Below are 25,273 nucleotides of genomic sequence, written 5' to 3'. Positions count from 1 at the left end.
CGATCGGGGACGAGTCGGGGCGCGGTGTTGCGCTTGCGCGGGCCTCTCATCATGTTAACACGCAGCCGAGACAAGCGCAGCCAGGGAGCGGGCGATGACCTTGCGGATCAATGACACGGCGCCGGATTTCGAAGCGGACACCACCGAAGGTAAGATCCGGTTCCACGACTGGATCGGGGACGGCTGGGCGATCCTGTTCAGCCATCCCAAGGACTTCACCCCGGTCTGCACCACCGAGCTGGGGACGATGGCGGGGCTGGCGCCGGAGTTCGAGAAGCGGAACTGCAAGATCATCGGGATCAGCGTCGATCCGGTCTCGAGCCATGTGAAGTGGAAGGCGGACATCGCCTCGGCCACCGGACATGACGTGAGCTATCCGATGATCGGCGACGAGACGCTGGCCGTGGCCAAGGCCTTCGGGATGCTGCCCTCGGATGCGGGGACCAGCGCCGAGGGGCGGACGGCGGCGGACAACGCCACGGTGCGCACGGTGTTCGTGATCGGGCCGGACAAGAAGATCAAGATGCAGATGGCCTACCCGATGACCACGGGTCGGAACTTCAACGAGCTCTTGCGGGTGCTGGATTCGCTGCAGTTGACCATGGGCCACAAGGTGGCGACCCCGGCGAACTGGGAGCAGGGCGGCGACGTGATCGTGGTCCCCTCGGTGTCGGATGCGGACGCGGAGGCCCAGCACGGGTCGTTCGAGCGCAAGCTGCCGTATCTGCGGATGGTCAAGCAGCCGGGCTGCTGATCCCGCCTCTCGGCGATCAGGACTTCGGGGGCCGCGCGCCGGGCATGGCGCGCGGCCCCTTTGCGTTCGCGCTGAGACGGCCGGCGGGAAGCGCGCCGTCGAGCAGGGTCACGGCGACGCCGCGGGCGATGTGCACGGCGGCGTCGGGCACGACGCCGCGGTCGGTGAGCGCGGCGAGCGCCTCGTGCCCGGTGAGCGCGACAAGGGCGCGGGTCAGGTCGTCGAACGCCTGGGCCGGCATCCGGTCGCGGACCGCGACGAGGGCGGCGCGATAAGCGGCTTCGGCCCGCGGGCTGGGGGAGGGCAGGCCGGGAGGGCCGTTGCCGGACGGGCGAAGACGGGCCTGCTGGCGCAGGGCGAGGTGGCGGCGCAGGGCGGCGGCATGGGTCTGCGCGAAGCTGAGACGCCAGTCGCAGACCGCCAGCGCGCGCGCGCGCGGCGCGGTCAGGCCGGCGAGGATGTCGGGGATGGGCGCGGCTTCGGGGTCCTCGACCGCGGCTTCGGCCAGCAGCTCGGGCGAGGGGAACTGTCGGTAGGCGGTGGCGCGGCTGATGCCGGCGGCGCGAGCGGCCTCGGTCACGCTGGGCGATCCGCCGGCGGCGTAGAGCGCGCGCGCGGCCGCGACAAGCGCGGCGCGGGAGGCGGCGGCGCGGCGGGCGGCGGCGGAGAGGAGTGCGTCGGGCTCTGGCATGATGGGCCAGGGCATTTCGCCCGGCCAGGGTTTGCACAAGGTTAAGCGAAGGGGGTGAGACCGTCGTCTCCGCGTCTTTTATTCCGAGGCGGCGGTCGCTCACGCGGTCGCGGGCGGCCCGGGCCGGGCGACGACGGGCAGGGCGTTGGCCGGCGAGGTCGGGCGGGAACGCAGGACGCGATGCGGGCGCGAGGCGTCGCGAAAGACCCGCCCGGAAAAGCGAAACGGCCGCGGCTTGCGCCGCGACCGTTCGCTGAAGGCCGTCGATCCTAAGGGGATCAGCGGCGGTCTTCGTCTTCCTCGTCGCCGCGAGGATCGGAGAGAAGGCCTTCGCCCTCCTCCTCGTCTTCTTCGAACAGCTCCTGAATGTCGAACTCGGCCGCCGCGTCCTCTTCGGCTCGGGCGTCCTGGATCGACTTGCCGGTGGCCTGAAGTTCGGCCTCCTCGACGGAGCGGGCGACGTTGACCGCGATGGTCGCCGACACCTCGGGATGCAGCACGACGCGGATGTCGTGGATGCCCAGTTCCTTCACCGGCTTCTCCAGCGACACCTGACGGCGGTCGACGGCGAAGCCGCCCTCGGCCGCGGCTTCGGCCACGTCGCGGGGGGTCACGGAGCCGTAGAGCGCGCCCATATCCGAAGCGGAACGGATGATGATGAAGCTCTGACCATCAAGCTTGTCGGCGACGACCTGCGCCTCCGCCTTAAGCTCGAGGTTGCGGGCTTCGAGCGTCGCGCGCTGGGCGTCGAAACGGGCGATGTTGACCTTCGTGGCGCGCAGGGCCTTGCCCTGCGGCAGAAGGAAGTTGCGGGCGAAGCCGGGCTTGACGTTGACCACGTCGCCCATCTGACCAAGCTTCTCGACACGCTCCAGAAGAACCACTTCCATTTGTCAGTGCTCCTCAGCTGATCGCGTAGGGGAGAAGGGCGAGGAACCGGGCGCGCTTGATGGCGCGCGCGAGCTCGCGCTGCTTCTTGGACGAGACGGCGGTGATGCGGGACGGGACGATCTTGCCGCGCTCTGAGATGTAGCGCTGCAGGAGCTTGACGTCCTTGTAATCGATCTTCGGCGCGTTCTCGCCGGAGAACGGGCAGGTCTTGCGACGGCGGAAGAAGGGCTTGCGAGCCATGTTCTGGTCCTTTCCCTATCAGTCGCGCGGACGGCGGTCGCCGCCCCGGTCGCCACGGTCGCCGCCGCGATCGCCACGGTCGCCGCGATCGCGGTCGCCGAAGCGGGGACGGTCGCCACGGTCGCGGCCGCCACGGCCGCCGCGGTCGTCGCGCGAGGCCTTGGCCTGAAGAACGGCCGAGGGGCCTTCCTCATGCGTCTCGACCTTGACGGTCATCACGCGCAGCACGTCGTCGTGGAGGCGCATCAGACGCTCCATCTCCATGACCGCGGCCGAGGGGCTGTCGGTCTTGAGATAGGCGTAATGCCCCTTGCGATTCTTGTTGATCTTGTAGGCCATGGTGCGGACGCCCCAGTACTCGGAGCCTTGGACGTCGCCGCCGTTGTCCTTGAGGATCTGGCCGAAATGCTCGATGAGCCCCTCGGCCTGCGCGTTGGAAAGATCCTGACGCGCGATGAAGACGTGCTCGTAAAGAGCCATCGGTTCACCTGCCATATGTCGGTGCGCTTCACCATGCGGAGGCGAACCCTTCCGAAGCCCGCATACGAGAGGCGCCCTGGTCATTCTTTTTCGGAAGGTTGCGAGCCTATGCCGCAAATGCAGGCGGAAAGCAAGAGCTGCGGGACGTGGCGGGCGCTGGCGGGAGGGCGGCGGTTGCGGGGCGGGGACGCGAAAGGTAAAGCGAGTCCGACCGACGCGGGGAGGAACTTACGTGCGCGCATTCTTGTTTCCGGGCCAAGGGGCCCAGGCCGTGGGCATGGGCAAGGCCTTCGCCGAGGCCTATCCGGCCGCGAAAGCGGTGTTCGAGGAGGTGGACGACGCGCTGGGCGAAAAGCTGAGCGCGCTGATCTGGGAAGGTCCGGCCGAGCAGCTGACCCTGACCGCCAATGCGCAGCCGGCGCTGATGGCGACTTCGCTCGCCGCGTTCCGGGCGCTGGAGGCGGAGGGAGTGAGCATCGCCGACGCGTCATTCGTGGCGGGGCATTCGCTGGGCGAATATTCGGCGCTGTGCGCCGCAGGCGCGATAGGGGTCGGCGAGACCGCGAAGCTTCTGCGTCTGCGCGGGCAGGCGATGCAGGCGGCCTGCGCGCCCGGCGTGGGCGCGATGGCGGCGCTGCTTGGGCTTGGGCTGGCGGATGCGCAGGCCGCGGCGGCGGAGGCCGCGCAGGGCGAGATCTGCGAGGCGGCCAACGACAACGAGCCGACTCAGGTGGTGATCTCGGGTCACAAGGCGGCGGTCGAGCGGGCCGGCGAGATCGCCCGGCGCATGGGCGCCAAGCGGGCGATGTTGCTTCCCGTCAGCGCGCCGTTCCATTGCGCGCTGATGCAGCCTGCGGCGGACGCGATGGCCGAAGCGCTGGCGGGCGTGGACATCAAGGCGCCGGCCGTGCCGGTCGTGTCCAACGTCAAATGCGAGGGGGTCACCGACCCCGATGAAATCCGAAAACTGCTGGTGGCCCAGGTGACCGGCGCGGTGCGCTGGCGCGAGGGCGTGCTGTGGATGGCGTCGCAGGGCGTGACCGAGCTGATCGAGATCGGCGCGGGCAAGGTGCTGTGCGGGCTGGCGAAGCGCATCGACAAGGGGTTGGCCGCCAAGGCGGTGAACGGTCCCGACGACGCGAAGGCGGTCGCGGCCGCGATGGGAGACGCATGATGTTCGATCTTACCGGCAAGCGGGCGCTGATCACCGGCGCTTCGGGCGGCATCGGGGGCGAGATCGCCCGGGCGCTGCATGGGCAGGGGGCGACGGTGGCGCTGTCCGGCACGCGGGTGGAGCCGCTGGAGGCGCTGGCCGACGCTCTGGGCGAGCGGGCGCATGTGACGCCCTGCGATCTGGGCGACGCCGCCTCGGTCGAGGCGCTGCCCAAGATGGCGGCCGAGGCGATGGGCGGGGTCGACATCCTGATCAACAATGCCGGCGTCACCCGCGACCAGCTGTTCATGCGGATGTCGGACGAGGACTGGGATACGGTCCTGCGCATCAACCTGACCGCCGCCTTCCGGCTGTCGCGCGGCGTGCTGCGCGGCATGATGAAGGCGCGCTGGGGGCGCATCATCTCGGTCACCTCGGTGGTCGGGGTGACCGGCAATCCGGGGCAGGGCAACTACGCCGCCTCCAAGGCCGGCCTGATCGGCATGTCCAAGAGCCTGGCGGCCGAGGTCGCGAGCCGCGGCGTCACGGTCAACTGCGTGGCCCCGGGCTTCATCGCCACGGCGATGACCGACAAGCTGCCCGAGCCTACCAAGGAGAAGCTGTTGGGCGCGATCCCGGCCGGTCGGATGGGCGACGCGGCGGAGATCGCGGCGGCCGCGGTCTTCCTCGCCTCGCCTGAAGCCGGCTACGTCACCGGCGCGACCTTGCACGTGAACGGCGGCATGGCCATGATCTGAGCGGCCGCGAACGGGCATGGGACCGCGGATTTCGCGGTTGCCACCCTTCGCCGCTATGATATAGGCCGGCCTCACGCGGCGGGCCGGAACCGCGTCACGGCCGGGTCTGGCCGATGGCCCCCGATACAAGTAACGGCAAGCGGCCCAAGGGCCTGCGAAGAGTGAGGAGCACTCGCATGAGCGACATTTCGGATCGTGTGAAGAAGATCGTCGTAGAGCACCTGTCGGTCGAAGAGGACAAAGTGACGGAGAGCGCGAGCTTCATCGACGACCTTGGCGCGGACTCGCTGGACACGGTCGAGCTGGTCATGGCCTTCGAGGAAGAGTTCGGGATCGAGATCCCCGACGACGCCGCCGAGACGATCCAGACCGTAGGCGATGCGGTGAAGTTCATCACCGAGAATTCCGAGGGCTGAGCCTTTCGGGTTCAGGTCCGCCGGGGCGCCTCCGCACGGATGCGCACGCCCGCGTGAGGGCGCCCGGCTTGCAGCCGGTGGGGGGCGCGGCTAGGGTCGCGCCCGTTGAGGAACCAAGAAACGGAGCGCGCGTGTGAGGCGGGTCGTCGTCACCGGAATGGGATTGCTGACTCCGCTGGCTTGCGGAGTGGAGGAAACTTGGTCGCGGCTGCTGGAGGGCAAATCCGGCGCTGGAAAGATCAAGCATTTCGATGCGTCGCATCTGCCTTGTCAGATCGCCTGCGAGATTCCGCTGGGCGACGGCACGGATGGGACGTTCAACCCTGATGACTGGGTGTCATCCAAGGACCGTCGCAAGACGGACCGATTCATAACCTATGCGCTGACCGCCGCCGAACAGGCGGTGAAGGATTCCGGCTGGGTTCCCGCGACCGACGAGGACGCGGAGCGCACGGGGGTCCTGATCGGCTCGGGCATCGGCGGTGTCGAGTCCATCGCCGAAGCCGCGCTCACGCTGAGAGACAAGGGGCCGCGACGGGTGTCGCCGTTCTTCATTCCGGGCGCGCTGATCAACCTCTGCTCCGGCCATGTCTCGATCAAATACGGATTCAAGGGACCGAACCATTCGGTGGTCACCGCCTGTTCGACCGGGGCGCACGCCATCGGCGACGCGGCGCGGCTGATCATGCTGGGCGACGCCGACGTGATGGTCGCGGGCGGGGCCGAGAGCCCGGTCTGCGAAATCGGCGTGGTGGGCTTCTGCGCCTGCAAGGCGCTGTCCACCGGCTTCAACGACACGCCGGAGAAGGCCTCGCGCCCCTATGACAAGGATCGCGACGGCTTCGTCATGGGCGAAGGCGCCGGCATCGTGGTGCTCGAGGAATACGAGCACGCCAGGGCCCGCGGCGCGAAGATCTACGCCGAGATCCTCGGCTACGGCATGTCGGGCGACGCCTATCACATCACCTCCCCGGCGCCGGACGGCAACGGCGGCTTCCGCTCCATGTCCGCGGCGCTGAAAAACGCCGGGCTGACCGCCGAAGACATCGATTACGTCAACGCGCACGGCACCTCGACGCCGCTGGGGGACGAGATCGAGCTGAGCGCGGTGACCCGGCTGCTGGGCGACCATGCCTCGAAGGTGACGATGAGTTCGACCAAGTCGGCGATCGGACATCTGCTGGGCGCGGCCGGGGCGGTCGAGGCGATCTTCTGCGCGCTGGCGATCCGCGACCAGATCGCGCCGCCGACGCTCAACCTCGACAACCCCTCGGTCGAGTCGAAGATCGACCTTGCGCCGGGCAAAGCGGTGAAGCGGGAGATCAAGGTGGCGCTGTCCAATTCCTTCGGGTTCGGCGGGACCAATGCCTCGCTGATCATCGGCAAGGTCGATTGAGGGCGCCTTGATGCGCCATCTGGCGGCCAATGCCCTGACCATCCTGATCGTGCTCGGCCTCGCCGTGGCCGGCGTGATCGCGTGGGGTGTGAACCAGTACCGGGCCGAAGGGCCGCTGACCGCGCCGACCGAGGTGTCGATTCCCAAGGGGACGAGCCTCGAGCGGGCGGCGGCGATTCTGGCGGATGCGGGCGCGATCTCGGATCCGAGGATCTTCCGGCTTGGCGCGCGCTACGGCGAGATGCAGGCCCGGATTCAAGCCGGCGAGTTCGAGATCCCGGCGGGATCCTCCATGGAATCGGTGCTGCGCTGCCTGGTGGATCAGTCCACCTGCCGGCGCGTGGTTTATCAGATCACCGTGGTGGAGGGCTCCACCTCCTGGCAGGTGGTCGAGCAGCTCAAGGCCATGGACACCCTGACCGGCGAGATCGCGGAAATCCCGCCCGAAGGATCGCTGGCGCCCGAGACCTACCAGGCCAATCGCGGCGACAGCCGCGCCGAGATGATCCGGCGGATGCGCGCGGCGCAGAGCGCGATCCTGGCGGAGGCCTGGGCGAACCGGGCCGAGGGGCTGCCGATCTCGACGCCGGAGGAAGCGCTGATCCTCGCCTCGATCATCGAGAAGGAGACCGGGCTGCCGGAGGAGCGCGGCCGCGTGGCCTCGGTCTTCGTCAACCGGCTCAAGCGCGGGATGCGGCTGCAGACCGACCCGACGGTGATTTACGGGATCACCGAGGGCAAGGGCGTGCTGGGGCGCGGGCTGACCCGCAGCGAGCTGAACCAGCGGACGGCCTGGAACACCTACCAGATCGACGGATTGCCGCCGACGCCGATCGCCAATCCGGGCAAGGCCTCGATCGACGCGGCGGTGAACCCGTTGGAAACCAAGGATCTGTATTTTGTCGCCGATGGCAGCGGCGGGCATGCGTTCGGCGAGAGTCTGGTCGAACACACGCGCAACGTGCAGAAATGGCGCCGGATTGAAGCGGAACGTAAGCAGAGTCAATAGGTTGGCGGCGGGTTGGGTTCGGGTTCCGAAACAACCCATTCAACCTTGAATAAAACAATTGACGGCGCGCTCGCTCTAAGGTAGAGTTCAGGCAAGCTGGGAAAAGCAGGTCGAAAACGGCTCCGGATCGCATGATCCGGGGCCGTTTTCGTGTCGGGCGACCCGGGCCTTGGAACGAGGGGCCCAAGGGGATGACGCGTGGCGACGATGCGGAGGAGCTGACGACAGGTCAGATGCTCCAGAATGCCCGACGCACCTACATGGCCTTGCACCTGGCGTTGACTGAAAGGGTGGAGGCCTTCGCCTGGGTCAAGGTGGAGCAGGGGCGGGAAGAGCGGGCGAAGGCCGAGGCGGCGGAGGGGGACGCCAAGGCGCGGATGGAAGGTCTGGAGCGCGAGAAGCTGCTGCAGGCGGAAATCAACTCGCTTCAGAAATCGTTGGAAGCGGTCATGGACTGCGAGAGGAAACTTGAGCGGATCATCTCGGAACGGGCGGGACGCCGATCGGGGGACGTCGATTTCGACGCCGCCCGACGGGAGATCCTGGGCGAGTTGGCTCGGCTCGCTGAGCGGGGCTGAGCGGGCGGCCTTCGTGGCGGGCCTGAGCGACAACGCGACGGCGGCGCTGCCCTGGCTTTTCGAAGTCTGGGGGATGCCGGGCCACCAGGTCGCGCCGGCGGGCGACTGGCGCACCTGGGTGGTGCTGGGCGGCCGCGGGGCGGGAAAGACGCGGGCGGGTACCGAGTGGGTCCGCGCCCGGGTCGAGGGGAGCACGCCCCTCGGGCGGGGGGCGTGCCGACGGATCGCGCTGGTGGCGGAGACCCTCGACCAGGCCCGCGAGGTCATGGTCGAGGGGCCGTCGGGGATAAGGGCCTGTTCGCCCCCCGACCGGCGGCCGGTCTACGAGGTCACCCGCAAGCGGCTGGTCTGGCAGAACGGGGCGGAGGCGCGGCTGTTCTCCGCCCATGACCCCGAGGGGCTGCGGGGGCCCCAGTTCGACGGGGCCTGGAGCGACGAGCTCGCCAAGTGGCGCAAGGGGCGGGCCGCCTGGGACATGCTGCAGTTCGCGCTGCGGCTGGGACGGCGGCCGCAGCAGCTGGTGACCACGACGCCGCGGAGAAATCCGCTGCTGAAGGAGATCTTGGCGGCGCCGGACACGGTGTCGACCTCGGCCCCGACTTCGGCCAACGCAGCCAACCTGGCGGCGGAGTTTCTGGACGCGGTGAATCGCCGTTACGAAGGCTCCGCTCTGGGGCGACAGGAGCTGGAGGGCGCGCTGCTCGATGATGTCGAGGGTGCGCTGTGGAACCGGGCTCTGATCGATGAGGGCCGGGTGGCGCAGGCGCCGGAGCTGGCGCGGGTGGTGGTGGCGGTGGATCCGCCGGCGACCTCCGGGCCTTCGGCGGACGCCTGCGGGATGGTGGTGGCCGGGCTCGGCGCCGACGGGGTCTGCTATGTGCTGGCGGATCTGACGGTGCAGGGCGCGGCGCCTTCGGCCTGGGCGGCGCGGGTGGTGAAGGCGCTGGAGGATTTCCAGGCCGACCGGATCGTCGCCGAGGTCAACCAGGGCGGCGAACTGGTCGAGACGCTGATCCGGCAGATCGACCCGCGCGTCCCCTACAAGGCGGTGCGGGCGACGCGGGGCAAGGTCACCCGGGCCGAGCCGGTGGCGGCGCTTTATGAACAGGGTCGGGTCCGGCATGCGGGGCGTTTTCCGCTGCTCGAAGACCAGATGTGCGCCTGGACCGGCGAGACCGGGCAGGGCAGTCCGGACCGCATGGACGCCCTCGTCTGGGCGGTGACCGAACTGAGCCTGGGCGCGGGATCCGCGCCGCGGGTGCGGCGGCTCTAGCCGCCTTTCGCCGCGGGGCGGCTTTCGCTGAAACCGATGAAGCAAGGGAGAAAGCCGATGGCTTTCAATTGGCTGCGTGCGGCTGCGACGGCGCCGGAGAGCCGCAAGACCTCGGCCGTCGGCGCGGCCATCGCCTATTCGGGCCCCGGCCGGGCGGCTTGGTCGCCGCGCGATACCGTGTCCCTGGCGCGCAACGGCTTCGCGCGCAACGTGATCGGGTTTCGTTGCGTGCGGATGGTGGCGGAGGCGGCGGCGTCCCTGCCGGTGATCCTGAGCGAGGATGACCGGCGCATGGCGGCGCATCCGCTGCTCAAGCTGCTGGGGCGGCCCAATCCGGGGCAGACGCGGGGCGCGTTCCTGGAGACGGTCTACGGGCATCTGCTGCTGTCGGGCGACGCCTATGTGGAGGCGGCGGGGGCCATGGCCTCGGGCATTCCGGCGGAGCTTTACGCGCTGCGCCCGGACCGGATGCGGGTGGCGCCGGGGGCTGACGGGTGGCCGGAGGCCTACGAGTATCAGGTCGGCGGCAAGAAGGTGCGGTTCGACATGACCGCCGAGACTCAGCCGATCCTGCATATCAAGAGCTTCCATCCGCTCGACGACCATTACGGGATGTCGCCGCTGGAAGCGGCAGGGTCGGCGGTGGACATTCATAACGCGGCGGGCGGCTGGTCGAAGGCGCTGCTGGACAACGCGGCGCGGCCGTCCGGCGCCATCATCTATCGCGGCGCCGATGGCGGCACGATGAGCGAGGAGCAGTACCAGCGCCTGGTCGATGAGCTGGAGGAGAACCACCAGGGGGCGCGCAACGCCGGGCGGCCGATGCTGCTGGAGGGCGGGCTCGACTGGAAGCCGATGGGGTTTTCGCCCTCGGACATGGAATTCCTCGAGACCAAGACGGCGGCGGCGCGCGACATCGCCATCGCCTTCGGGGTGCCGCCGATGCTGCTGGGTCTGCCGGGGGATGCGACCTATGCGAATTACCAGGAGGCGAACCGCGCCTTCTACCGTCAGACCGTGGTGCCGCTGGCCCAGAAGGTGCTGACCGGGATGGCCGGATGGCTGTCGAGCCAGGTGGGGGAGGTGGTGAACCTCGCCCCCGATCTGGATGCCGTGCCGGCGCTGGCGCCGGAGCGCGAGGCGCTTTGGCGGCGGGTGTCGGGTGCGGACTTCCTGAGCGAGGACGAAAAACGCGCGCTGCTCGGCCTCGGCCCGGCGGCGCGGTGATGCGCAACAGCCTGCGCAACCAGTCGGGCGGCTCCAAGTTCCTCTACGAGCCGTTCGACAGCGCGCATGCCCGCATCGAGGCGCTGGAACGTGTGCTCGATGAGCGATGGGCGGCGCTGGAGCGGTCGCTCGACCGGATCGACCAGGCCGTGGAACGGCTGGAGAAACGGCTGTGGCTCGCGGTGTTCGGGGTCGCGGCGGCGCTGGCGAGCCAGTTCGCGGCGGCCGTGATCGAAGGCCGTTTCAACCCCTGAGGATCTGCACATGACGGAATTCATCCCATCCGGCCCGAGCGCATTCGGGCTGGAGACGAAGTTCGTCGCCTTCGACCAGGTGGCGACGGTGGCCGATGACGGGCGGATCGAGGGCTACGCCTCGTTGTTCGGGACGCCGGATCAGTCGGGCGACGTGGTCGAGCCGGGGGCCTTCGCGGCGAGCCTGGCCGCGACCCGGGCCGCGAGGCGGTCGGTGAAACTTCTCTGGCAGCACGATCCCGCGCAGCCGATCGGCGTGTGGGACCAGGTGCGCGAGGACGAGCAGGGGCTGCTGGTCCGCGGGCGGCTGCTGACCGAGGTGCGGCGCGGCGCGGAAGCGCTGTCGCTGCTCAGGGCGGGGGCGGTCGATGGGCTTTCCATCGGCTACCGCGCCCTCAAGGCGGGGCGCGCGCCGGGCGGCGGGCGGCTTCTGCAGGCGGTGGAGCTTTGGGAGGTGTCGCTGGTGACCTTCCCGATGCTGCCCCAGGCGCGTGCTTCGGCGGCGAAAGCGGCTGACGACGACGCCGAAGACGCGGCGCTGGCGGAGGCCCTGGCCGACGCGATCGCCGAGGCGCGGGGCCGCTTTCGCGGCTGACCTCTCGACCCTTCAAGCATTCGTATGGACGAAGGAAAGTCTTACATGACCAACGCAAATCCGGGCCAAGGCTTTGAGACCAAGTCGGCGGTCGCCGGCTTCCTGCGGGAATTCGGGGTGTTCCAGGACGAGATGAAGTCCCGCCTGAAGGCGCAGGACGATCGCCTGGAAGCCATCGACCGCAAATCGGTCGGGGTGTCCGGCCGGCCCGCGCTGAGCCGCTCGGCCGATCTCGACCTGCCGCATCGCAAGGCCCTGTCGGCCTATCTGCGCTCGGGCGACGACGACGCGCTGCGCGGCGTGACGGTCGAGCGCAAGGGGATGTCGACCTCGGTGAACGCCGAGGGCGGCTACCTGGTCGACCCGCAGACCTCGGCCCGCATCCAGTCGGTGCTGACCGGGGCGGGGTCGGTCCGCGCCATCGCCAACGTGGTGCAGGTGGAGGCCAACGCCTTCGACGTGCTGGTCGACCATGCGGATTTCGGCCATGGCTGGTCCTCGGAGTCGGGCTCGGTCTCCGAGACCTCGACGCCGCAGATCGAGCGCGTGTCGATCCCGCTCCATGAGCTGTCGGCCCTGCCCAAGGCGAGCCAGCGGCTGCTGGACGACGCGGCCTTCGACATCGAGGGCTGGCTCGCCGACCGCATCGCCGACAAGTTCGCCCGCGCCGAGAGCGACGCCTTCATCAACGGCGACGGGTCCGACCAGCCGACCGGCTTCCTCGACTATCCGGTGGCGCATGTGAGCTCGGGCGAAAGCTGGGGCACGCTCAACTACGTGCCGACCGGCGTTTCGGGCGACTTCTCCTCGGCCGATCCGGCGGATGCGATCGTGGACCTGGTCTACTCGCTCGGCGCCCGCTACCGCGCCAAGGCGACCTTCGTGATGAACTCGAAGACCGCCGGCGCGGTGCGCAAGATGAAGGACGCCGACGGGCGGTTCCTGTGGTCGGACGGGTTCGCCGCCGGCGAGCCGGCCCGCCTGATGGGCTATCCGGTGCTGATCTGCGAGGACATGCCCGACATCTCCGCCGGGGCCAAGGCGGTCGCCTTCGGCGATTTCGGAGCGGGCTACACCATCGCCGAGCGTCCCGACCTGCGGGTGCTGCGCGATCCGTTCTCCGCCAAGCCGCATGTCCTGTTCTACGCCACCAAGCGCGTGGGCGGCGACGTGACCGACTTCTCGGCGATCAAGCTGCTGCAGTTCTCGGCCTCCTGATCGGGGCCGGACCGTTCCGCGGCGCGGCCGGAGCCGCACCGCGGAGGTCGATCTGATCGGATCGACCGGGGCGCCTCCGCGCGGGATGCTCGCATCCTGCTTCCCCAATGTCGTGACCGGGTCCGCGCGGGGGCGCGCCTTCTTGTCGAACGTTCCGCCGGCGCTTCGCCGGAGGAGAGCCGGAGGATGCGGCGATGGGCGGGTACCTGACCAAGCGATGCGACGAGACCCGGCCTGTGGCGCTGGCCTGGCTGGATCTCGCGCCCGGCGAGTCGGTGCGCGAGGATCTGGGCTGGATGATCGTGCCCCAGGAACTGGACGCGCTGGCGCTGGAGCTGGTCGGCGCAAGCTGCGGGGGCGGGGCCTCGACCGCGGTGCTGCGCGGGGGGCGGGCCGGCCATGTCTACCACCTGTCGAACCGGGTGCGCACCAGCGCGGATCGGGTGCTGAGCCAGGGCGTGATGCTGCGCGTGCTGGCGGCCTGAGGAGGATGTCCGATGATCACGGAACTTGAGCCGGCCGCGGTCGCGCCGGTGGACCTGGACGCGCTCGCCGCTCATCTGCGCCTGGCGACGGGCTTCGCGGGCGCGCCGGATGAGGCGGCGCTGATCGAGCGCTGCGCCCGGGCGGCGGGGGCGGGGATCGAGGGGCTGGTGGGCAAGCGCCTGATCCGGCGGCGGTTCAAGTGGACCGTGACCCGGTGGCGGAACCCCGCGCGGGTGGCGATCCCGCTGGCGCCGGTGGCGCAGATCAACGCGGTCACGCTGGTCGATGCCGAGGGCGTCTGGGAGGCGGTGGACGCCGACCGCTGGGTGCTGATCCCCGACGGGTTCCGGCCGTGGCTGGCCGGGCAGGGCGGGCGGTTCCTGCCCGCGATCCCTACCGACGGCGTGGCCGAGGTCGAGGTGATGGCGGGGTTCGGCGACGCGCCCTCGGATATCCCCGAGGAGCTTCGTCAGGCGGTGATGCTGCTGGCGGCGCAGTATTACGAGCAGCGCCATGCCGCGGCCGAGCCGCTGGACACGCTGCCCTTCGGCGTGCGGGCGCTGGTCGCGCGTCACCGGGAGCTGCGGCTGTGAGCGCCGCGGTCCCCATGGCCCCGGTGCTGAACCGCCGGCTGGTGCTGGAGGCGCCGCAGCGCGTCGCCGACGGCGCCGGCGGGGGGGCGGTGAACTGGGCGGAGCTGGGCGTGCTGTGGGGCGCGGTCACGCCGCGCAGCGGGCGAGCGCTGGAGCGAGGTGAGCGGCAGGGGAGCCGGGTCTCGCACCGGATCCTGGTGCGGGCGGCCCCGGTGGGAGCGGACACGCGACCCCGCGCCGATCAGCGGTTCCGTGAGGACGGGCGCACCTATCGCATCCGCGCGGTGACCGAAGCCGATGCCCGCGGGCGGTTCCTGACCTGCTGGGCCGACGAGGAGATCGCGGAATGAGCTATGAGGCTTCGGCCGCGTTGCAGACCGCGATCTTCGCGGCGCTGAGCGGTTCGACCGGGTTGGCGGCGCTGGCCGGCGACCGGATCTGGGACACGCCTCCCCATGCGGACGGACCGGAGAGCGCCGGGGGCCTCTACGTGCTGATCGGCGAAGAACGGGTGGCGGACTGGTCGGCCCAGGGGCTGGCCGGGTCTGCGCATGAGGTCGATATCTCGGTCCTCGCGGCAGGCGAGGGCTTCGCGGCGGCGAAGCTCGCGGCGGAACAGGTGGCGGCCGCGATGACCGGGAGCGTGTCCGCCTTGCCGTCCGGCCGGGTGGCGAGCGCGGATTTCATCGGCGCCAAGGCCCGCCGGGAACAAGAGGGCGGGCGCAGGATCGACCTGCGGTTCCGGTTCCGGATCGAACACTAATCCACTGGAAAGGCGACTGAAATGGCTGCTCAGATGGGGAAGGACCTTCTGTTGAAGGTCGATACGGGCTCCGGCTACGCCACGGTGGCGGGACTGCGGGCGACGCGGATCGCCTTCAATGCCGAGACGGTGGACGTGACCCATGTCGGCTCGACCGGGCGGTGGCGCGAGCTGCTGGCGGGGGCGGGGCTGCGCAGCGCCTCGATCTCGGGGTCGGGGGTCTTTCTCGACGCCTCGACCGACGCGACCATGCGCCAGGCGTTCTTCGACGGATCGGTCCCGTCTTTCCAGGTGATCGTGCCGGATTTCGGGACGGTCGAGGGTGCGTTCCAGATCACAGCGCTGGAATATTCGGGCCAGCATGACGGGGAGGCGGTCTACGAGGTATCGCTCGCCTCCGCCGGCGCGCTGAGCTTCGCGGCCGCCTGAGATGGCGAACGCGGCGCGGGGCGAGGTGGAGCTGGTGGTCGACGGGGTTCCGCGCGTCCTGCGTCTGACGCTGGGCGGGCTGGCGGAGCTGGAGACGACGCTGGGCGTCGGCGGTCTGGCGGCGCTGGTGGAGCGGTTCGAGGGCGGCGGCTACCGGGCGGGCGATCTGATCGCGCTGCTGGCGGCGGGGTTGCGGGGCGGGGGGCTCGAGGTTTCCGACAATGCCTTCGCGGCGATGCAGGTCGAGGGCGGCGCGGGCGGGGCGACCCGGGCCGCGGCGCAGCTGCTGTTCGCGACTTTCGCGCCGCTGGAGCGCTGAGCGATGGCGGATGAGCCGGGCGCGCTGATCGACTGGCCGGCGCTGATGCGGCTGGGCCTGGGCGGGCTGAGGCTGCCGCCCGACGTGTTCTGGGCGATGACGCCGCGCGAATTCCGCGCGGCGGCGGAGCCGGCGGGCGGGAGCCGGTCCGTGGGACCGATGGCGCGCAAGGACCTTGCTGCGCTGGCCGCGCGGTTTCCCGACGCGGCGAAACGGGAGAACGAGGCATGAGCATCTACTCGGACACCGATATCGGCACGGCGCTGCGCGATGTCTCGAGCGCTGCGGGCGGCACCGAGGAGGGCGCCGCCGGCGTTTCGGACGAGCTGCGCCGGATGCGCGGCGAGATGCGCGACACCACGCGCGAGGCCAAGGGGCTGGCGGGGGCGATCTCGGGCTCGTTGCGGGGCGCGTTCGACCGACTGGTGACGGGCGGGGGCGGCGCTTCGGCCGTTCTGCAGCGGCTGGGGACTGACCTGGCCGGGCGGACGTTCGATGCGGCGCTGGCGCCGGTGCATGGGGCGGTGACGCAAGGGCTTACGGGCGCGATCGGCGTGGGAATCGCGGGGCTGTTTTCGGGGTTCTCGGCCTTCGCCCGGGGCGGCGCATTCTCGGGCGGTCGGCCGCGGGCTTTCGCGGGGGGCGGGGTGGTGGAAGGGCCGACGCTGTTCCCGATGCGCGGCGGGACCGGGCTCATGGGCGAGGCGGGACCTGAGGCGATCCTGCCGCTTCAGCGCGGGGCGGACGGTAGGCTCGGCGTCGCGTCGGGCGGCGGACGGGCCGTCAACGTGACGGTCCACATCCATACGTCGGATGTCGCCGGCTTCCAGAAATCGCAGAGCCAGGTCGCGGCGCAGCTGGCGCGGGCGGTCCGCATGGGTCAGCGCAACGGGTGAGGACGGAAGATGGCTTTTCATGACGTGCGCTTTCCGGACCGGCTGTCGGTCGGATCCTCCGGCGGGCCGCAGCGCCGGACCGAGATCGTGTCGCTCGCCAACGGGTTCGAGCAGCGCAACACCAACTGGGCGGAGTCGCGCCGGCGCTACGATGCGGGCGTTGGGCTGAGCTCGCTCGACGATCTGGCGGAGGTGGTGGCGTTCTTCGAGGCGCGGCGCGGGCAGTTGCACGCGTTCCGCTGGAAGGACCCGATGGACCACAAATCATGCCTCCCGGGCGGCGTGATCGCGCCGACCGATCAGCGGATCGGGACGGGGGACGGGACCCGGACCGCGTTCCAGCTGGTCAAGATCTACCCCGCGGTGGTCAACGCCTGGACGCGGGTGATCTCGAAGCCGGTGGCGAGTTCGGTGCGGATGGCGGTGGACGGCGAGGAGAAGGTCTACGCAGCCGACTTCATCGTCAATCACGCCTCGGGTCTGGTGAGCTTCACCACCGCGCCGGACGCCGGGGCGTCGATCACCGCCGGATTCGAATTCGACGTGCCGGTGCGTTTCGACACCGACCGGATCGTGGCGACGCTGTCGGCGCTCGAGGCCGGCGACATCCCCTCGATCCCCGTGGTGGAGGTTCGGGTCTGATGCGCGAATTCGATGAGGATCTGGCCGCGGAGCTCGCCTCCGAGGCGACGACATTGTGCCGGTGCTGGACGGTGGCGCGCAAGGATGGGGTGGTGCTGGGCTTCACCGACCACGACCTGCCGCTGAGCTTCGATGCGGTGGAATTCGAGCCGGAAACCGGCTTCGCGCGCACCGAGATGGAGCAGTCGCTGGGCCTGGCGGTGGACAATGTGGAAGCTTCGGGCGCGTTGCGCTCGGAGGCGATCACGGAGGCGGATATCGGACGCGGGTTCTATGACGGGGCGGTGATCACCCAGTGGGTGGTCGACTATCGCGACGTGGCGCGGCGAGCGAAGCTGAGCGTGGGGCGGGTGGGTGAAATCCGGCGCGGTTCCAATGCGTTCGAGATGGAAGTTCTGGGCCAGGCTGAGCTGCTCAACCGACCGATGGGGCGGATTTTCCAGCGGCTTTGCGATGCCGATCTGGGGGATGCACGGTGTCGCGTGGATCTGAGCGGCGCGCTGAACAAGACCGGGACGGTGAGCGCGGTTCAGGATGCGCGGCGCTTCGTGATCGCCGGGAACGCGGGCGATCAGGAGGCAGGGTTCTTCTCGGCCGGGCGGTTGGAATGGACCTCCGGCGCCAATGCCGGGACCAGCGCCACGGTGCGCAGCTTTTACGCGCAGAGCGGGCTGCGGGTGATCGACCTTTGGAACACGCCGGAGGCGGCGATCAAGCTCGGCGACAGCTTCCGGGTCTATGCGGGCTGCGACAAGACCGCGACGACCTGCAAGGCGAAGTTCTCCAATTTCATCAACTTCCGCGGCTTTCCGATGATCCCGGGCGAGGATTGGCTGACGACCTATCCTCGCTTGGACGAGAACCATGACGGGGGCTCGCTGTTCGATGTCTGACTGCGCGGCGATCGTGGCCGCCGCGCGCGGCTGGCTCGGCACACCCTATCGCCATCAAGCCAGCGTGCGGGGGGCGGGCGCGGATTGCCTGGGCCTGGTGCGGGGCGTGTGGCGGGAAGTGGTTGGACCTGAGCCCGAGGCGCCGCCCGCCTACAGCTCCGACTGGTCCGAGCCCAGCCGCGAGGAGCGGCTGATGGAGGCCGCGCTTCGCCACATGGGGCCGGTCGCGCCGCCTCAAGCGCGGCCGGGCGACGTGCTGCTGTTTCGCATGCGCGAGCGGGGGCCCGCCAAGCACCTGGGCATCCTTGTCGAAACCGGGCCGGGCGAGGCGCGGATGATCCACGCCTATTCGGGGCGAGGCGTCGTCGCCTCGTCCCTCGGGCCGTCCTGGCGCCGCCGCATCGTCGCGGCCTTCAGCTATCCGGAGTAGATCATGGCGACGCTCGTACTAGCCGCGGCCGGCACGGCCCTGGGGACCGCGGCCGGCGGCTCGATTCTGGGCGTCGGCGCGGCGGCCATCGGCCAGGCCGGGGGCGCGGTGCTCGGCGCCGTGCTCGACCAGACCATCCTCGGCGGCGGTTCCGACGCCGTGGTGCGGGGCCGGGCGTCGGGGCTCAAGATCCAGGCGGCCAACGAGGGCGCGCCGGTGCCGCGGGTCTACGGGCGGATGCGCGTGGCGGGTCAGATCATCTGGTCGACCCGGTTCCGCGAGCATGTGCGCGAGAACGGCGGCGGCAAGGGCGGGCCCAGCGTTCGCGACTACAGCTACACGATCAGTTTCGCGGTGGCGCTTTGCGAGGGGCCGATCACCCGGATCGGGCGCATGTGGTTCGACGGCAAGCAGGTCAACACCGACGCCATCCAGTGGCGGCTGCATCGCGGCACGGAGGAGCAGGGCCCGGATTCCGCCATCGAAGCGGTGGAGGGCGAGGCGCCCGGATTCCGCGGCGTCGCCTACATGGTGTTCGAGGATCTGCCGGTCGGCGATTACGGCAACCGTATCCCGCAGATCTCGGTCGAGGTGTTCCGGCGGCCGCGCTCCCCCAAGAACGTCGAGGTCGGGGAAGAGGGCGAGCTGCGCATCCACAAGATCGTCAAGGCGGTGGCGATGTCGCCAGGCTCGGGCGAGTTCGTGCTGGAGACGGACCCGATCCGAGTGATCCAGGGCGAGGGACAGGAGCGTTACGCCAACCTCAACGCCTGGTCGGATCGGACAGACGCCGTGGCGGCGCTGGATCAGCTGGTCGAGGAGCTGCCCAACCTCGAGGCCGTGTCGCTGGTGGTGAGCTGGTTCGGTGACGACCTGCGCTGCGGTGAGTGTCGGCTGCGGCCGGGCGCGGAATACGCGGAGACGGTCACGGCGCCTCATGTCTGGGAAGTGGCCGGGCAGAAGCGCGACGCGGCCTATCTTGTCAGCCGCGATGGCGAGGGGCGACCGGTTTTCGGAGGCACGCCCTCGGACGGGTCGGTGGTCCGCTACATCCGCGAACTGAAATCGCGCGGGATCCGGGTGAATTTCTATCCATTCATCCTGATGGACGTGCCGGGCGACAACGGCAAGACCGATCCTTGGGGTTGGAATTCGGAGCAGTCGGCTTTTCCGTGGCGGGGGCGGATCACCACCTCGCTGGCGCCGGGACAGGCGGGATCCCCCGATGGGACGGCGGCGGCGGTCGATGAGGTGGCGGACTTCTTCGGCACGGCTGAGCCTTGGGAATTCGTGGCCAGCGGCGACACGGTGGTCTATGGGGGCGGCTCCGACTGGCGGATGCGGCGGTTCATCCTGCACTACGCGCATCTCTGCGCTCTGGCGGGCGGTGTGGACGCGTTCTGCATCGGGTCGGAGATGCGGGCGTTGACCCAGATCCGGTCGGCGCGCACGGCCTATCCGGCGGTGGACGAGTTCATCCGGCTGGCCAAGGACGTGCGCGGAGTGCTTGGCGACACGGTGAAGCTCGGCTACGCGGCGGACTGGTCGGAGTATTTCGGCCATCAACCGGCTGACGGCACCGGGGACCGGCTGTTCCACCTCGACCCGCTCTGGGCCAATCGTCATATCGATTTCGTCGGCATCGACTGGTACGCGCCGCTGAGCGACTGGCGGGATGGGCGCGCGCATCTGGATGCGCAGGAGGCGTCGACGATTTACGATCTCGACTATCTCGCCTCACGATTTTCGGCGGGCGAGGGCTATGACTGGTACTACGCCTCGGATGCCGACCGGCTGGCGCAGGTGCGCACGCCCATCGTCGACGGTCTGCACGGCGAGGACTGGATCTGGCGCAACAAGGACCTGAAGAACTGGTGGAGCCGGGCGCATTACCAGCGCGTCAACGGTGTGCGTGAGGAGGACCGGACCGCGTGGCGCCCGCGCTCCAAGCCGATCTGGCTGACGGAGATCGGGTGCAGCGCCATCGACAAGGGGACCAATCAGCCGAACGTGTTCGCCGATCCGAAATCGTCGGAGCATGGCTATCCGTATTTCTCGTCCGGTCTGCGCGATGACCTGATCCAGAGGCGCATGCTTCAGGCGGCGCAGCTGCACTGGGGCAAGGCGGAGAACAACCCGGACTCGACGCGCTATCCGGGGACGATGCTCGACCTGTCCAACAGCTATGTGTGGACCTGGGATGCGCGGCCATGGCCGGAGTTTCCGCGTCGGCTCGACCTTTGGTCGGACGGGGATAACTACGAATTCGGGCACTGGCTGAACGGGCGGGTCACGGCGGGGTCGCTGGACCGGATCGTCGCGGAGATCTGCGACGAGGCGGGACTGGTTGACGTGGACGTTGCCGGGCTTCACGCACTGGTTGACGGCTTTGTTCAGGAAAAGGTCCAGACCCCGCGCGAGGCGCTGCAGGCGCTGATGATCGCCGAGGGGTTCGATGCCTATGAGAGCCAGGGCAAGCTGCGCTTCGTGATGCGGGGCCAGCTGCCGACCATCGCGTTGGACGAGACCGAAGTGGTGGCCGAAGGTGCGGGGCCGGACCGGGATGTCGAACGGATCCGCGCCTCGGAAAGCGCAGCGCTTCGCGAGGTCCGGATCGGGTTCCTGAGGACCGATGCGGGCTATCAGACCGGGGCGGCCGAGGTGATCAACCCGGACGGCGCGGCGCGGGGCGTGCAGGGTTCGGACTTGCCCATCGCCATGTCGCGGGGCAGGGCGGTGGCCATCGCCGAGCGATGGGCGCGGGAAAGCGCGGTGGCGCGCGAAACGCTGAGCTTCGGCCTGCCGAACGCTCAGTTGTCGCTGGAGCCGGGCGACGTGGTGCGCTTCGGCGCCGAAGGCGATCCAGAGTTCCGCATCGACCGGATTGTCGAGGGGCAGTTCCGCCGAATCGACGCCACGCGGATCGAGCCGGCGAACTATCAGCTCGGCGCGCGCGCATTCCCGTCGCAACCGGAGTCTGCGCTCGACTCCCGCACCAGCGTGGGAGCGCCGGGATACCGGTTGCTCGACGTGCCCTGGGCGATCTTCGACGGGTCGGAGACGCGCGGCTACGTGGCGACCTGGTCGACGCCCTGGCCGGGAACCGTCGCGGTCTACGGATCGGACCGGGACGAAAGCTATACGGCGCTGGGGGCGACCAGTCGGCCCGCGGTGGTCGGGCAGCTGATCGGCGCAATGGCCAAGCGCGAGCCCTGGCGTTGGACACGGGGGCTCGAGGTGCAGGTGCGGATGCTGTCGGGCACGTTGAGTTCGGCGGACGAGCTGGCGGTGTTCAACGGGGCCAACCTGGCGGCGCTGTCTTCCCCACTCGGAGGGTGGGAGCTGATCCAGTTCCGCACCGCGCAGCTGGTCTCGACCAACACCTACAAGTTGTCGAATTTCCTGCGCGGGCTGGGCGGCACCGAGACGCTGATCGGCGATCCGACGCCGACGGGTTCGACGCTGGTGCAGCTGGATAACCGGCTGGTCGGGCTGAACCTCGGCGAGGCGGCGCTGGACGTCATGCGTCACTACCGGATCGGGCCGCGATCAGCCGATATCGGGGACTCGAGCTTCGCTCATGCGGTCTGGACCTGGGAGGGCGCGCCCTTGCGGCCGCACGCACCGACCATGCTGCGGGCGGAGCGGGGGCCAAATGGCGACGTGTCGGTGACCTGGATCCGGCGGGGGCGGCGCGACGCCGACACCTGGCCGGCCGGCGAGACGCCGCTGTTCGAAGAGGCTGAGCGCTACCGCGTGCGGGTGCGCTCTCCCGGAGGTTCGGTGGTGCGGACCACGGAAGTGACCACGCCAGCCTTCCTCTATACCACGGCGCAGCAGGCCGGAGACGGCATAGGCGCCATGGCGACGTTCGAAATCGCGCAGATCTCCGCGGCCGTCGGGCCGGGACATGATGGGAAGGTGACGATCGATGGCTGACACCGCCAACCTGGAACTCCCGCTTCTGGCCGCCGGTCAGGCGCAAAAGCACATCACCGTCAACGAGGCGCTGTCGAAGCTGGACTGGCTGGTGCAGCTCTCGCTGAAAAGCCGGACGCTCGCCACTCCGCCGGGCGGAGCGGCGGAGGGCGACCGCTACGCGGTGGCGACCGGGGCGACCGGCGTCTGGGCGGGGCAGGCGCAGAAGATCGCCATCTTCCTCAACGGCGGCTGGGACTTCGTGCAACCGCTCACTGGCTGGCGGGCCTTCGTGGAGGACGAGGGCGCCGAGTCGGTCTTCGCCTACGGCATGTGGACGACGCTGACCTTGCCTGCGGCGCAGGCGGGGGCCATCGAGATCATCGAGATCGAACACATGATCACGGCGGGGGGAGCGCAGACCACGACCGGCCAGATCCCGTCACGCTCCGTGGTGCTGGGCGTGACCGCGCGGGTCAAGGCGCAGATCACCGGCGTCACCGGCTGGTCGCTGGGCATCAATGAGGCCGAGACCCGCTACGGCTCCGGCCTGACCACGGGCGTCGGCGGGCAGGTCCGCTCCGGCCTGACCGCCCCCATCGCCTATTCCAGCAACGTAAAGCTGAAGCTGAGCCCCGAGGGCGGCAACTTCACTGGCGGTCGGGTGATGATCCATGTCTACCGGGTGGAGCTGGTCGCGCCGCCGGCCTGAGGGTAGCGGTGTGGTGGCGATCGATCATCGTATTCGTCACGATTCAGGATGGGCGCTTGGCTTGAAATCAAAACTGGGGCAACGATCTCCCTCCAAGCAGCGCGTCTTCGCGCGATCCTAGGGAGAGATCGACATGTCCGTCGCCCCGAAGGACCAGGCCCTCGCCAAGCTCGACCCGGTCTGGTCGCGCATCCGTGAAGAGGCCCGGGACATGGTGGAGCGGGAGCCGCTGATCGGCAGCCTGGTCCACGCCACGGTCCTGCATCATGAGAGCTTCGAGGATGCGCTCGCCTATCGCATCGCGCAGAAGCTGTCGGCCGCCGACATGTCGGCGCTGATCCTGCAGGACATCGCCCGCCAGACGATTGGCGACAACACCGGCATCGGCGCCGCCGCGCGCGCCGATGCCGTCGCAGTTTACGAACGCGATCCCGCCTGCCATTTCTACATCCAGCCCCTGCTGTTCTTCAAAGGCTTCCTGGCGGTGCAGGCCTATCGGGTCGCGCACGCGCTTTGGACGCAGGGACGTCGGGACGTGGCCTGGTTCATCCAGATGCGCGCTTCCGAGGTGTTCGGCGTGGACATCCATCCCGGCGCCAAGGTGGGCCGTGGCATCATGATCGACCACGCGCATTCGATCGTCATCGGCGAGACGGCGGTGGTGGGCGACAATTGCTCGATGCTGCATTCGGTGACGCTGGGCGGGACCGGCAAGACCGATGGCGACCGTCATCCCAAAGTGGGCAACGGGGTGCTGATGGGGGCTGGGGCGAAGATCCTCGGCAACATCACCATCGGGCATTGCAGCCGAATCGCGGCCGGCTCGGTGGTGCTCGCCGACGTGCCGCCCTGCAAGACCGTGGCGGGCGTTCCCGCCAAGGTGGTGGGCGACGCGGGTTGCGACCAGCCCTCGCTGAGCATGGACCAGATCATGTGACCCGTCGGACCGCAGCCTGAAACGCGAAACGCCGGCCCTTCGGGGCCGGCGTTTTTTTCGTTTCCAAGGCGGATTCTTTGACCCTCAGGCCAGCATCGCCACCGGATTTTCCAGCGCTTCCTTCACCGCGGCGAGGAACTGGGCCCCCAGCGCGCCGTCGATCACCCGGTGGTCGACCGAAAGCGTCACAGACATCATCGTCGCCACCTTGATCTCGCCATCCGCCCCGACCACCGGCTTCTTCAGCCCGGCCCCGACCGCGAGGATCGAGGCATGCGGCGGGTTGATCACCGCGTCGAAATTCTCGATCCCCATCATCCCGAGATTGGAGATCGCGAAGGACCCGCCCTGATATTCCTTGGGCGCGAGCTTGCGGTCGCGGGCGCGGGCGGCGAGGTCCTTCATCTCGGCCGAGAGCGCCGAGATCGACTTCGCATCGGCCGAGCGCAGCACCGGCGTGAACAGCCCCCCCTCGATCGCCACAGCCACCGCCACGTCCGAAGCCTGGAACTTCAGGATCCGGTCGCCGGCCCAGACCGCGTTGCAGTCCGGCACCTGCTGCAGAGCCAGCGCGCAGGCCTTGATGATGAAGTCGTTCACCGAGAGTTTCACGCCACGCGATCCCAGCGCCGCATTCAGCTCGCCGCGGAACGCCATCAGCGCATCGAGCTCGATCTCCCGCCGCAGGTAGAAATGCGGGATGGTCTGCTTGGCCTCGACCAGCCGGGTGGCGATGGTCCGGCGCATGCCGTCTAGCTTGACCTCCTCGAAGGCCACGTCGGCATAGAGCTTCTTGACCGCCTCGGCGTCGGCCGGGGTCGGCGCGGCGGGTTTGGCGACAGGCGCGGCGGCCTCGGCGCTCTTGGAGTCAGCCGGCTTCGCCTCCGCGGGATTCGCCGCCTCGACATCCGCCTTCACGATGCGGCCGTGCGGACCCGAGCCCTTGACCGAGGCCAGGTCCAGCCCCTTGTCCGCCGCGATGCGACGGGCGAGCGGCGAGGCGAAGATGCGCTCCCCCTCCGCGTCCTTGGTCGCCGCCGGTGCGGCCGAAGCCGCCTCGGCAGGCGCTTTCTTCTGCGCGGGCGCTTCGGCTTTCTCCGGCTCGGACTCCGGCGCCGCCCCCGGTTTCGGCGAACCGGCGGTCTCCGCGGCGGAGGCGTCCTCGCCTTCCTCCAGCAGCACCGCGATGGGGGTGTTGACCTTCACCCCCTCGGTCCCCTCCGCGATCAGGATCTTCCCGATCACGCCCTCGTCGACGGCCTCGAATTCCATCGTGGCCTTGTCGGTCTCGATCTCCGCGATCACGTCGCCGGAGGAGACCT

31 protein-coding genes are annotated in these 25,273 nt (G+C 69.5%); 26 read left to right on the top strand and 5 right to left on the bottom strand.

Features of this window, described 5'->3' with window-relative positions:
• Positions 1-94: 94 nt before the first annotated feature.
• Positions 95-754 (top strand): peroxiredoxin, encoded by a 660-nt coding sequence (locus ACTB72_RS03855; protein ID WP_463035664.1) that lies wholly within the window; start codon positions 95-97, stop codon positions 752-754.
• 16 nt (positions 755-770) lie between these two features.
• Here ACTB72_RS03855 and ACTB72_RS03850 read toward each other — a convergent pair whose 3' ends face one another.
• The 4 genes from ACTB72_RS03850 to rpsF form a co-directional block, all read right to left on the bottom strand.
• Complete coding sequence (locus ACTB72_RS03850) at positions 771-1,334, bottom strand: hypothetical protein (RefSeq protein WP_463035663.1); 564 nt, start codon at positions 1,332-1,334, stop codon at positions 771-773.
• A 389-nt stretch (positions 1,335-1,723) separates the two neighbouring features.
• The gene (gene rplI / locus ACTB72_RS03845; protein ID WP_463035662.1) at positions 1,724-2,335 is read right to left on the bottom strand and encodes a 50S ribosomal protein L9; all 612 of its coding nucleotides are present in this window, start codon (positions 2,333-2,335) and stop codon (positions 1,724-1,726) included.
• Positions 2,336-2,348: 13 nt separating this feature from the next.
• Positions 2,349-2,576, bottom strand: a complete 228-nt coding sequence (rpsR, locus tag ACTB72_RS03840; RefSeq protein WP_092679781.1) for a 30S ribosomal protein S18 — start codon at positions 2,574-2,576, stop codon at positions 2,349-2,351.
• A gap of 18 nt (positions 2,577-2,594) precedes the next feature.
• Entirely contained in the window at positions 2,595-3,056 is a 462-nt protein-coding gene (rpsF, locus tag ACTB72_RS03835) for a 30S ribosomal protein S6 (protein ID WP_463035661.1), read from the bottom strand.
• Positions 3,057-3,288: 232 nt separating this feature from the next.
• Between rpsF and fabD the strand changes: the two genes are divergently transcribed.
• The 25 genes from fabD to cysE all read left to right on the top strand — a co-directional run bounded on the left by fabD (position 3,289) and on the right by cysE (position 23,951).
• Positions 3,289-4,230 carry an ACP S-malonyltransferase gene (gene fabD / locus ACTB72_RS03830; RefSeq protein WP_463035660.1) on the top strand — a complete coding sequence of 314 codons (942 nt, stop codon included), beginning with the start codon at positions 3,289-3,291 and terminating at the stop codon, positions 4,228-4,230.
• Complete coding sequence (fabG, locus tag ACTB72_RS03825) at positions 4,230-4,967, top strand: 3-oxoacyl-[acyl-carrier-protein] reductase (RefSeq protein ID WP_463035690.1); 738 nt, start codon at positions 4,230-4,232, stop codon at positions 4,965-4,967. Before fabD ends, fabG begins: the two co-directional genes overlap by 1 nt.
• Positions 4,968-5,143: 176 nt before the next feature.
• Positions 5,144-5,383 carry an acyl carrier protein gene (locus ACTB72_RS03820; protein ID WP_092679785.1) on the top strand — a complete coding sequence of 80 codons (240 nt, stop codon included), beginning with the start codon at positions 5,144-5,146 and terminating at the stop codon, positions 5,381-5,383.
• Between the two features lie 133 nt (positions 5,384-5,516).
• Positions 5,517-6,779, top strand: a complete 1,263-nt coding sequence (gene fabF, locus ACTB72_RS03815; protein ID WP_463035659.1) for a beta-ketoacyl-ACP synthase II — start codon at positions 5,517-5,519, stop codon at positions 6,777-6,779.
• A 7-nt stretch (positions 6,780-6,786) separates the two neighbouring features.
• On the top strand, positions 6,787-7,788 hold the full coding sequence (gene mltG, locus ACTB72_RS03810; RefSeq protein WP_463035658.1) for an endolytic transglycosylase MltG: 1,002 nt from the start codon (positions 6,787-6,789) through the stop codon (positions 7,786-7,788).
• A gap of 191 nt (positions 7,789-7,979) precedes the next feature.
• Positions 7,980-8,366 (top strand): hypothetical protein, encoded by a 387-nt coding sequence (locus tag ACTB72_RS03805; protein WP_463035657.1) that lies wholly within the window; start codon positions 7,980-7,982, stop codon positions 8,364-8,366.
• Positions 8,367-8,379: 13 nt separating this feature from the next.
• Positions 8,380-9,639, top strand: a complete 1,260-nt coding sequence (locus ACTB72_RS03800) for a DNA-packaging protein (protein WP_463035656.1) — start codon at positions 8,380-8,382, stop codon at positions 9,637-9,639.
• Between the two features lie 57 nt (positions 9,640-9,696).
• Positions 9,697-10,866 carry a phage portal protein gene (locus ACTB72_RS03795; RefSeq protein WP_463035655.1) on the top strand — a complete coding sequence of 390 codons (1,170 nt, stop codon included), beginning with the start codon at positions 9,697-9,699 and terminating at the stop codon, positions 10,864-10,866.
• Complete coding sequence (locus tag ACTB72_RS03790; protein WP_463035654.1) at positions 10,866-11,120, top strand: GTA head formation protein, RCAP_rcc01685 family; 255 nt, start codon at positions 10,866-10,868, stop codon at positions 11,118-11,120. Before ACTB72_RS03795 ends, ACTB72_RS03790 begins: the two co-directional genes overlap by 1 nt.
• 10 nt (positions 11,121-11,130) lie before the next feature.
• Positions 11,131-11,715 carry an HK97 family phage prohead protease gene (locus ACTB72_RS03785; protein ID WP_463035653.1) on the top strand — a complete coding sequence of 195 codons (585 nt, stop codon included), beginning with the start codon at positions 11,131-11,133 and terminating at the stop codon, positions 11,713-11,715.
• A gap of 45 nt (positions 11,716-11,760) precedes the next feature.
• Positions 11,761-12,933 carry a phage major capsid protein gene (locus ACTB72_RS03780; RefSeq protein ID WP_463035652.1) on the top strand — a complete coding sequence of 391 codons (1,173 nt, stop codon included), beginning with the start codon at positions 11,761-11,763 and terminating at the stop codon, positions 12,931-12,933.
• Positions 12,934-13,127: 194 nt separating this feature from the next.
• On the top strand, positions 13,128-13,418 hold the full coding sequence (locus ACTB72_RS03775; protein ID WP_463035651.1) for a phage fiber-tail adaptor protein: 291 nt from the start codon (positions 13,128-13,130) through the stop codon (positions 13,416-13,418).
• Positions 13,419-13,430: 12 nt separating this feature from the next.
• Positions 13,431-14,012: a head-tail connector protein gene (locus ACTB72_RS03770; protein WP_463035650.1), complete on the top strand. Its 582-nt coding sequence runs from the start codon at positions 13,431-13,433 to the stop codon at positions 14,010-14,012.
• Positions 14,013-14,026: 14 nt separating this feature from the next.
• A complete protein-coding gene (locus ACTB72_RS03765; RefSeq protein ID WP_463035689.1) occupies positions 14,027-14,362 on the top strand; it encodes a phage head closure protein in 336 nt (111 codons plus the stop codon).
• Positions 14,359-14,775: a DUF3168 domain-containing protein gene (locus ACTB72_RS03760; RefSeq protein WP_463035649.1), complete on the top strand. Its 417-nt coding sequence runs from the start codon at positions 14,359-14,361 to the stop codon at positions 14,773-14,775. Before ACTB72_RS03765 ends, ACTB72_RS03760 begins: the two co-directional genes overlap by 4 nt.
• A gap of 21 nt (positions 14,776-14,796) precedes the next feature.
• Complete coding sequence (locus ACTB72_RS03755) at positions 14,797-15,204, top strand: phage major tail protein, TP901-1 family (RefSeq protein WP_463035648.1); 408 nt, start codon at positions 14,797-14,799, stop codon at positions 15,202-15,204.
• 1 nt (position 15,205) lies between these two features.
• Entirely contained in the window at positions 15,206-15,523 is a 318-nt protein-coding gene (locus tag ACTB72_RS03750; protein WP_463035647.1) for a gene transfer agent family protein, read from the top strand.
• Between the two features lie 3 nt (positions 15,524-15,526).
• A complete protein-coding gene (locus tag ACTB72_RS03745; RefSeq protein WP_463035646.1) occupies positions 15,527-15,754 on the top strand; it encodes a rcc01693 family protein in 228 nt (75 codons plus the stop codon).
• Positions 15,751-16,419, top strand: coding sequence for a phage tail tape measure protein (locus tag ACTB72_RS03740; protein WP_463035645.1), 669 nt, complete (start codon positions 15,751-15,753; stop codon positions 16,417-16,419). Before ACTB72_RS03745 ends, ACTB72_RS03740 begins: the two co-directional genes overlap by 4 nt.
• 9 nt (positions 16,420-16,428) lie before the next feature.
• Complete coding sequence (locus ACTB72_RS03735; protein ID WP_463035644.1) at positions 16,429-17,061, top strand: phage distal tail protein, Rcc01695 family; 633 nt, start codon at positions 16,429-16,431, stop codon at positions 17,059-17,061.
• Positions 17,061-17,954: a DUF2163 domain-containing protein gene (locus ACTB72_RS03730; protein WP_463035643.1), complete on the top strand. Its 894-nt coding sequence runs from the start codon at positions 17,061-17,063 to the stop codon at positions 17,952-17,954. Before ACTB72_RS03735 ends, ACTB72_RS03730 begins: the two co-directional genes overlap by 1 nt.
• Positions 17,947-18,384, top strand: coding sequence for an NlpC/P60 family protein (locus ACTB72_RS03725; RefSeq protein WP_463035642.1), 438 nt, complete (start codon positions 17,947-17,949; stop codon positions 18,382-18,384). The genes ACTB72_RS03730 and ACTB72_RS03725 overlap by 8 nt, the downstream gene beginning before the upstream one ends.
• A 3-nt stretch (positions 18,385-18,387) precedes the next feature.
• Positions 18,388-22,323 (top strand): baseplate multidomain protein megatron, encoded by a 3,936-nt coding sequence (locus ACTB72_RS03720; RefSeq protein ID WP_463035641.1) that lies wholly within the window; start codon positions 18,388-18,390, stop codon positions 22,321-22,323.
• Positions 22,316-23,014, top strand: a complete 699-nt coding sequence (locus ACTB72_RS03715; RefSeq protein WP_463035640.1) for a DUF2793 domain-containing protein — start codon at positions 22,316-22,318, stop codon at positions 23,012-23,014. Before ACTB72_RS03720 ends, ACTB72_RS03715 begins: the two co-directional genes overlap by 8 nt.
• Positions 23,015-23,147: 133 nt before the next feature.
• Positions 23,148-23,951: a serine O-acetyltransferase gene (gene cysE, locus ACTB72_RS03710; RefSeq protein WP_463035639.1), complete on the top strand. Its 804-nt coding sequence runs from the start codon at positions 23,148-23,150 to the stop codon at positions 23,949-23,951.
• Positions 23,952-24,035: 84 nt separating this feature from the next.
• On the opposite strand, the gene ACTB72_RS03705 is transcribed toward cysE, so the two are convergent.
• A partial coding sequence (locus ACTB72_RS03705; protein WP_463035638.1) for a pyruvate dehydrogenase complex dihydrolipoamide acetyltransferase occupies positions 24,036-25,273 on the bottom strand: 1,238 nt, incomplete at its 5' end.

It is taken from the genome of Albimonas sp., from assembly GCF_055129145.1.
This window is presented reverse-complemented; position numbering and strand designations above follow the sequence as displayed.

Excerpts from the sequence above, each read along its gene's own strand:
- ACTB72_RS03855 (WP_463035664.1), top strand. The coding sequence starts at position 95 with ATGACCTTGCGGATCAATGACACGGCGCCGGATTTCGAAGCGGACACC.
- rplI (WP_463035662.1), bottom strand. The coding sequence starts at position 2,335 with ATGGAAGTGGTTCTTCTGGAGCGTGTCGAGAAGCTTGGTCAGATGGGC.
- rpsR (WP_092679781.1), bottom strand. The coding sequence starts at position 2,576 with ATGGCTCGCAAGCCCTTCTTCCGCCGTCGCAAGACCTGCCCGTTCTCC.
- rpsF (WP_463035661.1), bottom strand. The coding sequence starts at position 3,056 with ATGGCTCTTTACGAGCACGTCTTCATCGCGCGTCAGGATCTTTCCAAC.
- fabG (WP_463035690.1), top strand. The coding sequence starts at position 4,230 with ATGTTCGATCTTACCGGCAAGCGGGCGCTGATCACCGGCGCTTCGGGC.
- ACTB72_RS03820 (WP_092679785.1), top strand. The coding sequence starts at position 5,144 with ATGAGCGACATTTCGGATCGTGTGAAGAAGATCGTCGTAGAGCACCTG.
- ACTB72_RS03805 (WP_463035657.1), top strand. The coding sequence starts at position 7,980 with ATGACGCGTGGCGACGATGCGGAGGAGCTGACGACAGGTCAGATGCTC.
- ACTB72_RS03795 (WP_463035655.1), top strand. The coding sequence starts at position 9,697 with ATGGCTTTCAATTGGCTGCGTGCGGCTGCGACGGCGCCGGAGAGCCGC.
- ACTB72_RS03790 (WP_463035654.1), top strand. The coding sequence starts at position 10,866 with ATGCGCAACAGCCTGCGCAACCAGTCGGGCGGCTCCAAGTTCCTCTAC.
- ACTB72_RS03785 (WP_463035653.1), top strand. The coding sequence starts at position 11,131 with ATGACGGAATTCATCCCATCCGGCCCGAGCGCATTCGGGCTGGAGACG.
- ACTB72_RS03780 (WP_463035652.1), top strand. The coding sequence starts at position 11,761 with ATGACCAACGCAAATCCGGGCCAAGGCTTTGAGACCAAGTCGGCGGTC.
- ACTB72_RS03775 (WP_463035651.1), top strand. The coding sequence starts at position 13,128 with ATGGGCGGGTACCTGACCAAGCGATGCGACGAGACCCGGCCTGTGGCG.
- ACTB72_RS03770 (WP_463035650.1), top strand. The coding sequence starts at position 13,431 with ATGATCACGGAACTTGAGCCGGCCGCGGTCGCGCCGGTGGACCTGGAC.
- ACTB72_RS03765 (WP_463035689.1), top strand. The coding sequence starts at position 14,027 with ATGGCCCCGGTGCTGAACCGCCGGCTGGTGCTGGAGGCGCCGCAGCGC.
- ACTB72_RS03760 (WP_463035649.1), top strand. The coding sequence starts at position 14,359 with ATGAGCTATGAGGCTTCGGCCGCGTTGCAGACCGCGATCTTCGCGGCG.
- ACTB72_RS03755 (WP_463035648.1), top strand. The coding sequence starts at position 14,797 with ATGGCTGCTCAGATGGGGAAGGACCTTCTGTTGAAGGTCGATACGGGC.
- ACTB72_RS03750 (WP_463035647.1), top strand. The coding sequence starts at position 15,206 with ATGGCGAACGCGGCGCGGGGCGAGGTGGAGCTGGTGGTCGACGGGGTT.
- ACTB72_RS03745 (WP_463035646.1), top strand. The coding sequence starts at position 15,527 with ATGGCGGATGAGCCGGGCGCGCTGATCGACTGGCCGGCGCTGATGCGG.
- ACTB72_RS03740 (WP_463035645.1), top strand. The coding sequence starts at position 15,751 with ATGAGCATCTACTCGGACACCGATATCGGCACGGCGCTGCGCGATGTC.
- ACTB72_RS03735 (WP_463035644.1), top strand. The coding sequence starts at position 16,429 with ATGGCTTTTCATGACGTGCGCTTTCCGGACCGGCTGTCGGTCGGATCC.
- ACTB72_RS03730 (WP_463035643.1), top strand. The coding sequence starts at position 17,061 with ATGCGCGAATTCGATGAGGATCTGGCCGCGGAGCTCGCCTCCGAGGCG.
- ACTB72_RS03725 (WP_463035642.1), top strand. The coding sequence starts at position 17,947 with ATGTCTGACTGCGCGGCGATCGTGGCCGCCGCGCGCGGCTGGCTCGGC.
- ACTB72_RS03720 (WP_463035641.1), top strand. The coding sequence starts at position 18,388 with ATGGCGACGCTCGTACTAGCCGCGGCCGGCACGGCCCTGGGGACCGCG.
- ACTB72_RS03715 (WP_463035640.1), top strand. The coding sequence starts at position 22,316 with ATGGCTGACACCGCCAACCTGGAACTCCCGCTTCTGGCCGCCGGTCAG.
- cysE (WP_463035639.1), top strand. The coding sequence starts at position 23,148 with ATGTCCGTCGCCCCGAAGGACCAGGCCCTCGCCAAGCTCGACCCGGTC.